This window comes from Jatrophihabitans sp., from assembly GCF_051960575.1.
Classification (GTDB): domain Bacteria; phylum Actinomycetota; class Actinomycetes; order Mycobacteriales; family Jatrophihabitantaceae; genus JBQCEE01.
The window spans coordinates 24069-37047 of the sequence record NZ_JBQCEE010000046.1 but is presented as its reverse complement, the minus strand read 5'-3'; the positions used below and the strand labels follow the sequence as shown (position 1 = coordinate 37047).

Annotated in this window: 10 protein-coding genes; 7 read left to right on the top strand and 3 right to left on the bottom strand. The window is 73.7% G+C overall.

Annotated elements, in window-relative coordinates; translation table 11 throughout:
* Positions 1-1454, bottom strand: a 1454-nt coding sequence (locus ACTHMS_RS02280) for an O-antigen ligase family protein (RefSeq protein WP_440305054.1), incomplete at its 3' end; no start/stop codon positions are given.
* 82 nt (positions 1455-1536) lie between these two features.
* On the opposite strand from ACTHMS_RS02280, the gene ACTHMS_RS02275 reads away from it, so the two are divergent.
* The 6 genes from ACTHMS_RS02275 to ACTHMS_RS02250 all read left to right on the top strand — a co-directional run bounded on the left by ACTHMS_RS02275 (position 1537) and on the right by ACTHMS_RS02250 (position 8773).
* Positions 1537-2397 (top strand): FkbM family methyltransferase, encoded by an 861-nt coding sequence (locus ACTHMS_RS02275; RefSeq protein WP_440305053.1) that lies wholly within the window; start codon positions 1537-1539, stop codon positions 2395-2397.
* A 1-nt stretch (position 2398) separates the two neighbouring features.
* Positions 2399-3607, top strand: a complete 1209-nt coding sequence (locus ACTHMS_RS02270) for a glycosyltransferase family 61 protein (RefSeq protein ID WP_440305052.1) — start codon at positions 2399-2401, stop codon at positions 3605-3607.
* Positions 3608-3719: 112 nt separating this feature from the next.
* Entirely contained in the window at positions 3720-5165 is a 1446-nt protein-coding gene (locus tag ACTHMS_RS02265) for a polysaccharide biosynthesis tyrosine autokinase (protein ID WP_440305051.1), read from the top strand.
* Positions 5166-5232: 67 nt separating this feature from the next.
* Positions 5233-6228 (top strand): NAD-dependent epimerase/dehydratase family protein, encoded by a 996-nt coding sequence (locus tag ACTHMS_RS02260; RefSeq protein WP_440305050.1) that lies wholly within the window; start codon positions 5233-5235, stop codon positions 6226-6228.
* A gap of 84 nt (positions 6229-6312) precedes the next feature.
* Positions 6313-6942, top strand: a complete 630-nt coding sequence (locus ACTHMS_RS02255) for a hypothetical protein (protein ID WP_440305049.1) — start codon at positions 6313-6315, stop codon at positions 6940-6942.
* Positions 6884-8773 (top strand): DUF4012 domain-containing protein, encoded by a 1890-nt coding sequence (locus ACTHMS_RS02250; protein WP_440305048.1) that lies wholly within the window; start codon positions 6884-6886, stop codon positions 8771-8773. Before ACTHMS_RS02255 ends, ACTHMS_RS02250 begins: the two co-directional genes overlap by 59 nt.
* A 15-nt stretch (positions 8774-8788) precedes the next feature.
* Here the strand turns inward: ACTHMS_RS02250 and ACTHMS_RS02245 are convergent, their stop codons facing one another.
* Positions 8789-9337, bottom strand: a complete 549-nt coding sequence (locus tag ACTHMS_RS02245; RefSeq protein WP_440305047.1) for a hypothetical protein — start codon at positions 9335-9337, stop codon at positions 8789-8791.
* Positions 9338-9489: 152 nt separating this feature from the next.
* Here ACTHMS_RS02245 and ACTHMS_RS02240 point away from each other — a divergent pair, with 152 nt between their 5' ends.
* Positions 9490-11625: an acyltransferase family protein gene (locus ACTHMS_RS02240; protein ID WP_440305046.1), complete on the top strand. Its 2136-nt coding sequence runs from the start codon at positions 9490-9492 to the stop codon at positions 11623-11625.
* 98 nt (positions 11626-11723) lie between these two features.
* On the opposite strand, the gene ACTHMS_RS02235 is transcribed toward ACTHMS_RS02240, so the two are convergent.
* Entirely contained in the window at positions 11724-12908 is a 1185-nt protein-coding gene (locus ACTHMS_RS02235) for a hypothetical protein (RefSeq protein ID WP_440305045.1), read from the bottom strand.
* Between the last annotated feature and the right edge of the window lie 71 nt (positions 12909-12979).

The window sequence follows — 12979 nt, the reverse complement described above, 5'->3', positions numbered from 1 at the left end:
GCGGCTCTGGCGGGTTGCAGCCTCGGTGCGGACGCGTCCCCACCGAACCCTGCCGCCGGCGCGGTGTCCGCCTCCGCGGCCGCGTCGGCCCGGGCCACCGCGCCGGACAGGCACGCGGCCAGGACGCCCGCCGGGACGTACACGAACCGGTCGGTGAGGGTGTTCTCGAGTGCCGCGAACACCGCACCCGTGATCACCGTGGCGATGATCGGCGCCATCAACGGGTCGCTGCGCCAGAAGCGTCCGGCGGTGATGAGCTGGCCGAGGGTGAAGACGAGCAGGCCGCCGAACAGCAGCACGCCGCCGCTCGCGAGCGCCTGCAGCCAGACGTTGTGCGCCTCGGCCGCCACCTGCAGGCCGACGCCGTCGAGCGGCGAGTGCACGAAGTCCTTGATCCCCTGCTCGCGCACCCGCGACCGGATGATGTCGCTGCCGGTGGCGTTGGCGTTGCTGGTCAGGCGCACCGCCTTGAGCAGCGCGGTGCCGACCGACGGCACGAGCAGCCCGAACAGGATGGTCGCGATGCCGAGGCCGAGCGCGATCTCGCCGAGCCGGCGCCGGTACTGCGGGATCAGCACGAGGCACAGCCCGATCATGAGCACGGCGCAGACGGCGCCGCCCCGCGATCCGGACCCGTAGATGCCGAGCAGGATGCCAGGCAGCACGATCCAACCGGCCCGCCGGGCGCGGGCCGACGGCTGCACGACCATCCACAGCACGAAGCCGAGCGAGAGCACGCACGTCGCGGCGAGGAAGTTCGGGTGGTTGGCGAAGCCCGGCGAGCGGATGCCGCCGTCACCGCCGAAGTCGCCGCTGCGCACGAGCAGCGTGCTGAAGCTGGTGCCGAGGTACGAGTCGCTGAAGCCGACCAGGCCCGAGATCGACGCGCCGGCGGCGAAGAAGGCGGCCAGCCGCCGGGGCGCGCGGCCGTCGTGCAGCGCGGCGAAGCCGAACAGCAGCGGGATGCCGACCACCGGGACGACGAACTTCAGCCCGGTGCCGAGGTTCGAGTAGATCTCGGGGATCGGGTTGCCGGCGGCGTCGACGACCAGGCGCGACTGCAGGTAGGCCTGGTCGGTCGGGAACACCTCGTGCAGGGCGGTGACGAGGACGATCGCCGCGCCGAGCACGAGCGACCACCACGGCAGCCGCGGCAGCCGGCCGCGGGCGTCGGCGGCGAAGAAGCAGGCCACCCCCAGGAAGATGAAGGCGTCACCCGGCCGCAGCGACCCGCCGAGCAGCCAGCCGTTCCAGGGCGTCAGGAAGGCGACGAGCGACGCGCTGGCCATCGCCGAACCGAGCAGCGTGGGCCGGCGCAGCGAGACCGCTGCGACGAGGGCGACGACGGCCGCGAGCGCCACGCCGGTGCCGGCGTTGGCCGACGCCACCGCCGCGGCGACGCCGAGCAGCGCGACCGCACCGACCGCGACGAGCAGCAGGTCACGCAGAGTCATGGGGCCACGCCGCGTCACCGGATGAGGATGACACAGCGTCGTGGTGCGCGTCCTGCTTCACTACGGCATCATTCGGGACATCATGACCCCTCCGCCCGCAGCCCGCACCGCCGCGCTGAGCCACCGGCTCCGGCGCGTCGCGCAGACCCCGCGCACCTTCACCAACTGGCCGACCGTGCTGCGACAGATGTCCCAGCACGACCTCGGCCGCGGACGCGTGGGCGCCGGCGCCGCCGAGGAGCTGACCTTCGTGGCCCGCTCGGGCCAGCGCATCACCTGCCCGAACGTGCCCGGCGCGCGGGTGCCGGTGTACGAGGTGTACGCCGAGGACTGCTACCGGTTCGACGAGTTCCTCGGCCCGCTGCGCGAGCAGCCCCTGCGGGTGCTCGACATCGGCGCGCACGTCGGTGCCTTCGCCTGCCGCCTGGCCCAGTTCGCGCCGAAGGCGAGCATCGAGTCCTTCGAGCCGTCGGCCGCGACGGTCGGCTACCTGCGCCGCAACGTCGCCGCGAACGGCCTCACCGACCGCGTCCAGGTGTTCGCCGAGGCGGTCGCCTCGACCAGCGGCTGGGCCGAGTTCGCCGACAACGGCGCGGGCAGCGCGCTGAACGGGCTGACGCACGGCGGCGACAGCACCGGCACGACCCGCGTGCGCACCGTCGCCTTCGACGAGGTGGTCGGCCGGGGCGGCCCGGTCGACGTCGTGAAGATCGACTGCGAGGGCGGCGAGTACGACCTGGTGCTCAACTCCGACCCGGCGCACTGGGCGAGCGTCCAGCGCGTGGTCGTCGAGTACCACCCGTCGCCCGAGCACAGCGGCGAGGAGCTCACCCGCTGGTTCGCCGCGCGCGGGCTCGAGCGCACCGCCCACGAGCCGGCGGGCCCGCAGCAGGGCGTCGCGTGGTACTCGCGGGACGCGCGGCCGGGCGCCCGGGGCCACTGAGTTGCCTCGCCTCTCCCCGGCGCTGCGGCCGCTCTGGCCCCTCGCCAAGCGCGGCTACACGCGCGGCACCCGCCTCGTGGCGCCGCTGGCGATACGCGCCAGCGCCCGCCGCGGCGGCTGGCTGCCGACGCACGGCGCCGCGACCCTGGACGACGCGGCGGCCGCGACCGGCGGCACGGTCACCCTGGTGCGCCCGCCCGAACGACTCGAACGCCCGCTGCCCGAGGGCCGGCCCCGGGTCGACGCCGTCTTCGCGCCGCAGCAGGTCATCACCGTGCCACGGCAGGCCGTGGCCGAACTGCCCGCCGGCCGCGTGCTCGGCCCGCAGCGGGCGGTCGTCGCGGCCGACGGCGGCCTGGTCGAGGAGGTCGCCCGCTACTTCGGCACCGAGACCTGGCGCGAGCACCCCGTGCTGCTGCACCCCGGCGTGCCCGCGCCGCTCGAGGTCGACGGCCGGCTGGCGGTGCTCGCGTCCCGCGGCGACATGACCTACTACCACTTCCTGTTCGACGTGCTGCCGCGGCTCGAGACGCTGCGCCGCTCGGGCGTCCCGGTCGACCGGTACTACGTGCCGGCCGCCACCCGCTTCCAGCAGGACCTGCTGACCCTGCTCGGCATCCCGGCCGACGCCGTCGTCGACGCCGCGGCCGAGCCGCACGTGCGCGCCTCGACCCTCGTCGTACCGACGCTGCCCGACCTCGACCTCAGCGCCCCGACCTGGGTGGTGCCCGCCCTGCGCGAGCGGCTGCTGCCGCCGGACGTCGCGCTCGTGCCGGGCCGGCGCATCTACGTCACCCGCGGCACGGCCCGGCACACCCGCATCGTCCGCAACGAGGGCGAGGTGCTGGCCGCGCTCGCCCCGGCCGGGTTCACCGTCGTGGATCCCGGCACGCTGGCCGTCGCCGACCAGATCCGCGCGTTCGCCGAGGCCGAGCTGATCGTCGCGCCGCACGGCGCCGCGCTCACCAACCTGGCCTTCGCGAGCCCGGGCGCCACGGTCGTCGAGATCTTCCCGCCCCGCTACGTGCAGGGCTGCTACTGGAAGCTCGCCGACACCGTGCCCGGCCTGCGCTACCGCTACCTGGTCGGACACGGCCGCGTGCGCACCGCGCAGCGGGCGATGAGCCCTGCGGCGGACATCGTCGTCGACACCGCGGCGCTCGCGGCGCTCGTCGACGAGCTGGCCGCCGCGCCGGAGGCCACCCGATGAGCCGTGCGGCCGACCAGCACGGCCCGAGCCCTACAGTCTGTGACCGACCTGCCGACGGACTGTTCAGGGTGACCAGACGACTCGGCGGAGGTCCGGAAGGCGTGCCTCGTCCATGACACTGAAGGACTACTGGCGGATCTTCGTCGACCGTTGGCGCGTCGTGGCGACATTCGTCGTGCTCAGCCTGGGCCTCGCCGTCCTCATCACCGCGCTGTCACCCAAGAGCTACCAGGCCACCGCGCAGGTCTTCGTCGTCTCGAACCAGCCCCAGGACGCGACGGGCAACTACACCGGTGTCGCCTCGGTGCTGGCGCAGGTGCCGACGTACGCGCAGCTGATCGACGATCCGAAGATCCTGCGGGCGGTGAAGAGCGACCTCAACCTGCCCGACGACCTGTCGACGATCGCCGGCAAGCTCTCGGCGAGCGCGCCGAACGCGCAGGCCATCATCGACGTCGCCGCGACCGACCCGTCGGCCTCGCGTGCGGCGGCGATCGCCAACTCCGCCGCCGACGCGTTCGCCACGGTCATCGAGGGGTACTCGACGCCGTCGAGCACGACCACCCCGACGGTGAAGCTGTACACGACCAAGCCGGCGGACGCGCCCGGTTCGCCGGTCTCGCCGAAGACGACCCTGAACATCGCGATCGGGCTGCTGCTCGGCCTGCTGGTCGGCCTGGCCCTCGCCGTCATGCGCGAGCTGCTCGACAACCGGGTGAAGAGCGTCGACGACCTGTCGAAGTACGCCGGCGCGAGCCCGGTCGGGCTGGTCAGCGAGGACGACGACGCCGCGCGGCACCCCGTCGCCGCCCTCGGGCGCGAGGGCAACGTCCGCGCCGAGAACTTCCGGCAGCTGCGCGCCAACCTGCAGTTCGCCAACCTCGACTCGCACCCGCGCGTCATCGCGGTCACCTCGCCGATGCCGGGCGAGGGCAAGACGGCGGTGGCCATCAACCTGGCCCACACCCTGGCCGAGGCCGGCTTCACGGTGTGCCTCATCGACGCCGACCTGCGCCGGCCGACCGTGGCGAAGCTGCTCGGCCTGCCGACACCGGTCGGCCTCACGAACGTGCTGCTGCACCAGCTCGACCTGTCCGAGGCGCTGCAGAGCGCCGGGGCGGGCCTGCAGGTGCTCAGCTCGGGACCGACACCGCCGAACCCGAGCGAGGTGCTCGCGTCGTCCTACGTTCGCGAGCTCATCCGCTCGCTGCTCACGAAGGTCGACTACGTCGTCGTCGACACCGCCCCGCTGCTGCCGGTGGCCGACGGCGCCGAGGTCGCCGCGATGGCCGACGGCGCGCTGCTCGTCGCCCGCTACGCGCGCACCACCGACGCGCAGGTGAAGCAGGCCGCCGCGGTGCTCGGCCAGGTCGACGCGACGCTGCTCGGCGTCGTCCTGAACCGGGTGCCGTCGAAGAAGCGCGGCGGCTACGCCTACGACTACGCCTCGACCACGGGCTCGCCGGGTGCCGGCGGTACCGCCGGTTCGACCGGTTCGGGGGTTTCCGTCACCAAACCGGGGTCGGGTCGTTTGGCATCCGTGAAGAAGTCCTCGTGACTTCGCTCCCCACCCAGGACAAGCCCGGGCGTGTCAGCGACCGCGCCCGGACGAGAGGAGACCGCTCGTGACCCCCGTCGACGCGGTAGTGACAGGTGCTGGTGGCTTCATCGGCGGACATCTGACGCGGGCGCTGCTCGCCGAGGGCAAGACCGTCCGCGCGGTGGATATCAAGCCGATGGACGAGTGGTACCAGCTGCACGCCGACGCCGAGAACGTGCGGGGCGACGTCTCGCTGCTCGACACCGCTCGCGCGGCCGTGGCCGACGCGCAGGTGGTCTACAACCTCGCCGCCGACATGGGCGGCATGGGGTTCATCGAGAACAACAAAGCCGCCTGCATGCTCTCGGTGCTGACCAGCACGCACGTGCTGCTCGCGGCGAAGGACGCCGGCGTCGAGCGCCTCTTCTACTCGTCCTCGGCCTGCGTCTACGCCGCCGAGCACCAGACCTCGCCCGACGTCGTCCCGCTCAAGGAGAGCGACGCCTACCCGGCGATGCCGGAGGACGGCTACGGCTGGGAGAAGCTGTTCACCGAGCGCATGTGCCGCCACTTCCGCGAGGACTTCGGCCTGCAGACCCGCGTCGCCCGCTACCACAACGTCTACGGCGAGCACGGCACGTACGCGGGCGGCCGCGAGAAGGCGCCGGCCGCGATCGCGCGCAAGGTCGCGACCGCCGTGCTCAGCGGCGACCACCGCATCGAGATCTGGGGCGACGGCGAGCAGACCCGCAGCTTCATGTACGTCGACGACTGCGTGCGCGGCACCCGGATGATCACCGACGGTGACCACGTCGACCCGATCAACCTCGGCAGCGCGGAGCTGGTGACGATCAACCAGCTCGTCGACATCGTCGAGCAGATCGCCGGCATCACCCTCGAGCGGTCGTACAACCTCGGCGCGCCGCAGGGCGTGCGCGGCCGCAGCAGCGACAACACCGAGATCCAGCGGGTGTTCGGCTGGGAGCCCTCGACCACCCTGCTCGAGGGCATGGAGCGCACGTACCGGTGGGTGTACGACCAGCTGGTGCGTGACCGCGAGGTCGCCGCCCTCACGGCGTGACGGACGCTGCGTAACCGAGAACCCGTCCAGGCGTTGGACACGGCGAGGCCCGACCGCGGAGTGCGGCCGAGCAGGATGGAAGTGGTGGCGATGCAACGGTTCAGCCGGAAGCCGGTGACCGCTCGGTGGATCGTGACGTGGGTGATGCTGCTCGCGGGCGTCCTGTGTTCGGTGCTGGCCGCGGCGCCGGCCGACGCCCGGGCCGTGCAGGCCGCACCGCACCTCGTGGCGAGCGGCAGCTGCCCGAACAGCCCCAGCCAGACCTACCCGATCAGCCCCAGCGCGACGATCCAGACCAGCACCCAGACCCCGTACATCGGCGAGACGATCACCATCTCGGGCGTCGGCTACTGCCCGGACGAGGACGTCGTCGTCACCTTCCGCGGCCACCGCATCAAGACCGTCCACACCAACAGCGACGGCTCGTTCGACCCGTTCGAGTACAAGGTCACCGGCCCGACCGGGCCGGTCGAGGCGTGCGGCAACGGCGCCTCGGGGCTGGCGGACGACCAGGACTGCGTCGCGCTGACCGTGTCGGACAACGGTACGGGCGGCACGGGCACGGGTTCGGGCGGCAACGGCGGCGGCACCGCCTTCACGGGCGTCGAGATCGCGGGGCTGATCGTGCTGGCGCTGGTGCTGCTGGGCGGCGGCGGTGCCCTCGTGGTCGCGGGGCGCCGGCGCAAGGCCGTGCCCGTCGACGCCCTCCGGTGAGCTGAGCCGGCACCTGCGCGGCGGCCCCAGCTCCGCTGCCCGCGTCCGGACGAGGATCACCACCGGCACCCGGTACCTGCTCGCCGGTGGTGACCTGCGCCGCCGCCTGCTCATCGCCGGCGGCGTGCTCGCCCTGCTGGCCGTCGCGTGGCTGGTGGTCACCGCCTACCTCGCGCAGCGCCAGGCGGCCGCGCTCGAGCGACGGCTCGCCACGGTGCGGCTGCTCATCGTCGACGGACGCATCCACGACGCGCGGCTCGCCGCGGCCGACGTCCCCGCCATGGCGCAGCGGATCCACCGGCTCACCACCGGGCCGGCCTGGTGGGTGACGTCGCACATCCCGGGGCTCGGCACCCCGTTCGAGGAGCTGCGCGGCACGGCGGCGGCGACCGAGCGGATGGCGTCCGAAAGCATCCCGGTGCTCGTGCGCGTCGCCACCGCGATCGACCCGGCGACCCTGCGCGTCGGCGGCGACACCGTCCGGCTCGGCCCGCTCGCCGACGTCGCCCGCCCGCTCGCCGAGGCGGCGGCCTCGCTGAACGCGGTCGAGCGACGGGTGGACGCCCTGCCGACGTCGTCGTGGCTGGGGCCGGCCGACCACGCGCGGGCGTCGTTCGCCGCGCAGCTGCGGGCGGTGAGCGGCTACGTCGACGCGGCGGCGCGGGTGTCGCGGATCCTGCCGTCGATGCTCGGCGGCGACACCCCGAAGCGGTACTTCATCGGGCTGCAGAACGAGGCCGAGGCCCGCGGCACGGGCGGCCTGCCCGGCGCCTTCGCGATCGCGGTGGTCGACCACGGCCGCGTGCACTTCACCCACTTCGAGAGCGACCAGGTGCTCATCCAGGCGCAGCGGCGGCTGCGTGGCGTCATCGACCTCGGCCGCGAGTACACGGCCGCGTACGGCACGAAGCCGTACGAGGTCTTCGTCGACAGCAACGCCTCACCGAACTTCCCGGACGCCGCACAGATCTGGGCGGCGATGTGGCAGCGGGTGAGCGGCGAGCATGTCGACGGCGCCCTCGCCCTCGACCCCACGGTGTTGAGCTACCTGCTCAGCGTCACCGGGCCCACCGTGGCGTCGGGGCTGCCGGTGACCGCCGCCGACGTCGTCGCGCTCACCCAGCGCGACGAGTACGCGCTGTTCCCGGACTTCAACGCCCGCAAGGACTTCCTGACCAACGTGCTCAAGGCGGTCTCGACGAAGGTCACGAGCGGGGCGGGGGCGGCCGCCGGGCTGGCCCGCGCGATCAGCTACGCGGCCCTCGACCACCGCATGCTGGTGTGGTCGGCCGATCCGGCGGTCGAGCGCGAGATCGCGGCGACGAACTACGCCGGTGCCATCCCCGACACGAGTCAGCCGTTCGCCGGGCTGGTGCTGAACAACGCCGCCGCCGGCAAGCTCGACTACTACGTCACCCGGGCGCTGACCTACACCAGCACCGGATGCGGCTCGCAGCGCGATGTCACGGTGACCATCGCGCTGACGAACAACGCCCCGGCCTCGGGCCTGCCGACCTACGTCACGACCCGGGAGGACCAGTTCGTGCCGAAGGACGCCAAGCCGGGGGACACCCGCACCCTGCTCGACTTCTACGCCAGCCGCGGCGCGCTGCTCAGCAGCGCCGAGCTGAACGGCCGCAAGATCGAGGTCGGCGTCGTCACCGTGCTCGGGCACCCCGTCTTCCGGGCCGACCTCGAGCTGCCGCGCGCCACCACGCAGACGCTGAAGCTGCACCTGGTCGAGCGCAGTGCCGACACGCGTCCGCTGCTCGTCTGGCACCAGCCGGCCGTCACCCCGGCGACCGAGCAGATCTACCGGCAGGCCTGCTGACGGCTGCCGCGTCGCTCAGTGCAGGCCGTTGCGCAGCCTGGTCAGCTGGGCCGCGACGATCGCGTCGACCGTGCCGCTGCTGACCGAGTCCGCCTGCACGCGCACGGTGACGAACGCGCGGCCCTGCGTGAAGACGGCGATCGCGAGCTGCTGACCACCCTGCGTGCCGGTGACGACCTCGCCCACGTCCCCCGGCAGGGCGCGGGTCTGCGGGCCGGACACCTGGCCCGGGGCGAAGTCCTCGGCCGACTTGAGCGCGATGCCGGCGTCGTCCTTGCTGCCGAAGACCGAGATGACGTCGACGACGATGGTGGTGCCGGACGGGTCGGCGAAGCGGGCGGCGGCGCCGGGGAAGTCCGGCTTGGTCGGCGCGGTCTTCGCCTCGAGCCCGGGGATCGGGATGTCCGAGGTCGTGATCAACAGCGTGCTGTAGTCGGTGCTCGCGCTGCTGCCCGGCACGGACGAGGGCGCGCCCGACGACGGCCTGGCGTCCTGGCCGCCCGACGAGGTGCAGGCAGCGCACACGGCCGCCGCACCGACCACGATCAGGGCGCGCAGCGGCATGCGTTGCAGCGTAGGCGACGGTTGTGGGCGGGCCGTCCCGGCGACACGGGCGGGCATGCGGACGGCTGCCCGTCCGGGCCGTCTGTCGCTGTTACCGTGCTGCGCATGAGCGTGGCCAGGGCGCGGACGGCCCGCCCGGCGGCGCCACCGCGATGACGACGCCGGCACTGCTGCTGCACGACCCGGCACCCGCTCCCGCCGTCGATCTCCCGGCTCTTCGTCCCGCCTCTGCGCCGCTGTCCGGACGGTCGCCGGTGCCCGCCCCGCGGCCGCCGAGCGCGCCCGGCCGTCCCCGCTTCGGCGGCCTCACCGGGCTGCGCGCCGTGGCGGTCGCCCTCGTCGTCGGGTACCACGTGCTGCCCGCCACGGTCACCGGCGGCTTCCTCGGCGTCGACGTCTTCTTCGTCATCAGCGGCTTCCTCATCACCCGCCTGCTGCTGCGGGCGCGCGCGACCGGCTCGCTGTCGCTGCGCGGGTTCTACGCCGCCCGGGCGCGGCGGCTGCTGCCCGCGCTCGCCGGGGTGCTCGTCGTCGTCACCGCCGCGGCGGTCGTCTGGTCCGATCAGCTGGCCGCGATCCGCAGCGCGGATCTCGCGGCCGTCACCTACAGCAGCAACTGGTACCTGATCTTCGACCACCAGTCGTACTTCGTGGCCTCGGGCCGGCCGTCGATGCTGCAGCATCTGTGGTCGCTCGCGATCGAGGAGCAGTTCTACCTGCTCTGGCCGCTCGTGCTGATCGGGCTCACCCGCGGCGTGCCGCTGTTCCTGGCCGGGCGTGCGGCCACCGACCGGCTGTGCCGCCGCGTCACCGCGGTCGCGCTCGCCGGGGGACTGCTCTCGGCGGTGCTGATGTTCGTCGGCGCCGTCGCCGACGACGTGCCCTACGGCGCCGACGGCTCGCGGCAGTACTTCGGCACCGACACCCACGTCGTCGGCCTGCTGCTCGGTGCGGCCCTCGGTGCCTGGACGCAGCTGCGCCCGCCCCGTCCGCACCCGCGTCCCCGGGCCGGTGACCATCGGGCGATCGTGCGAGTGCTCGGTGCGCCCTGGCTCACCGACCTGGTCGGCGTCGGCTGTCTCGCGCTGCTCGTGCGCTGGGGGCTGACCTGGTCGGAGTTCGCGCCGTCGCTGTTCCGCACCGGGTTCGCCACCGCGGCGGTCGTGACGACGCTGCTCGTCGCCGTGGTCACCCGCCGCGGCAGCCTGCTCGGCGCGCTGCTCGACCGGGGCCCGCTCGGCTGGATCGGCGACCGCTCGTACGCGATCTACCTGTGGCACTGGCCGGTGGCCGTCGTGACGCGGCCCGGTCTCGACGTGCCGCTCGGCGCCGGCGCGGCGGCGGTCCTGCGCGTCGCGCTGACGCTCGCGCTGGCCGAGGCGTCGTTCCGCTGGGTCGAGCGCCCGATCCGGCGCGACGGCTGGGCCGCCGTGCGCACCGGCCTCGTCACCGTGCGCCGCAGCGCGGTGGTCGTCGGCGCGGTCGTCGCCCTGGGGCTGACCGCCCTGATGGGCCTGCTCATGCAGCGGCCGGCGGACGTGCCGGCCGCGGTGGCGGCGCGTCCGGCGGGCACGGTCGGGACCGTGGGCACGGTGGGCATCGTCGGCACGGTCGGTGGCGGGGCCGGCGCTCCTGCTCCGGCGACCACGCCTCCAGCGGGTGGGGCGCCGTCGCCCGCTGCGCCGACGGCGGGCACGACGACCTCCGGGCCGGCACCGGTCGGGCCCGCGGCCGGACCGGCACCCAGCACCTCCGCGACGCCGCGTCCGGGCGCAGCGACGTCGGCCGGCCCGTCGCGTCCGACCGGCTCGCCGGCACGCGGCAGCGGACCGGTCGCGTCGCTCTACGGCGACTCGGTGCTGCTGGGCGCGGTGCCCGCGCTGCACACGCTGTTCGGGCCGGTGTTCGTCGACGCCGTCGAGGGGCGGCTGCCGCGTCCGATCCTCGCCGACGTGCGCGCCGACGCGGCCGCCGGACGCATCGCCCCGCTCGTGGTGCTGCACGTCGGCAACAACGGCGTCATCTCGCCCGACGACCTGCGCAGCACGCTGCACGCGCTGGCCGGCGTGCGCCGCGTCGTCGTCGTCGACGACCGGGTCGACCGCCCGTGGGAGAGCGTGAACGACGACCTGCTGCAGCGGCTGGTGCCTCGCTTCGCCAACGCCCGCCTGCTCGACTGGCACCGCGTCGCGTCCGGACACCCCTCGTGGTTCTACGGCGACGGCCTGCACCTCACGCCCGACGGCGCCCGCCGCTACGCCCGCCTCATCCAGGCCGCCGCGACCTGAGCCCCGCGCGTCCACCCGGATCTTGATGACCCGGACGGGCCAGGCCCCGCCCTCGGCATCCGCGTCCGGCCGGGACGGGTGCGGTCAGGTGCGGCCGGTCAGCCCCACATGCCGCTGCGCTCGAGGTAGCGGCCGCGGAGGCGGGTCGTCAGGCCCGGCAGCTTCTTCTTGAGGTCGTCGTACTCCTCCGGCAGCGCGGCGCGGACACCCTTGGCTAGGTCGGAGAACATGAGCCGCGCGACGAGCTTCCGGGACGAGCGCCGCCAGTCCTCGTAGGCGTCGGCCTCGGTGAGCACGAACGGCGAGGGGACGTGCTCACCGCTGCGCACGGCCACGCGGTGCGCGTGCCGCATGCGCCGGGTGACGCGGCGCTCGCGCTGGTCGGTCCCGTACCGGTACGGCGGCTGCGGGCCGATGATCGCCTCCTGGGCGAGCACCACCTCGGCGTACTCGCGGCACAGGTGCAGCAGGTCGTCCTGACCCTGCAACAGGTCCGCGGTGCCGGTGTCGAGGCGGGTCGACAGCTCCTCCGGACGCCGCGGGTCGAAGGCGTGGAAGTGGTAGAGCCGCAGCGGCTCGCCGGACTCGACGATGCGGTACCCGTCGCCGTCGCGCACGAGGTGCCGCTCGTGCAGGTTGCCCATGCCGACGTTGTAGCCGTAGTGGCGCAGCGGCGCCGAGGGGAACAGCACGGCGCCGACGTCGACCCACTTCTGGTCGACGAACAGCCCGCCGACCACGTCGTGCAGGCACTCGGTGCGCAGGTGCGCCCACCACCAGGCGAGGAAGTCCTTCGCCTCGCGGGTGACGCCGCAGAAGCCGAGGTTGTAGACGCCGACGTGCAGCAGGTGGCCCTCGGTGAAGCGACCGGTCTCGGGCGTCGGCTGCAGGTAGTGCGGCGTGAGCAGCAGCCCGCCGCTGGCGGCGAGCGCCGGCTCGAGTTCGTCCATCGGCGAGACGACGTAGGTGTCGGGGTCGAGGTAGACGGCGTACTCGGTCTCGGTGAGCAGCAGCTGCAGGACGAGTGGCTTCACCGCGGTGGCGAACTCGACCAGGTCGTAGGCCATCGCCAGGTCGAGCACCTCGCGCTCGCTCAGCGGCAGGTGGCCCGGGTGCATCCAGCGCACGCCCGGCAGGTCGGGCAGCACGGTGTCGGCGGTGGCGTCGATGAGGAACACGACGAGTGGACGCTGCGCCCCGTGCCGGCGCAGGCTGTCGGCGAGCGCCAGCGCCTTGGGCAGGTAGTTGCGCGCTAGGATCGTGCAGTAGGTGGTGTCGGTCATCGCTTCCACTTCACGGGGGATCGGCGGCGCCGAGCGCGGTCCTCGGGGCACACCAGAACCTAACGTCGCAG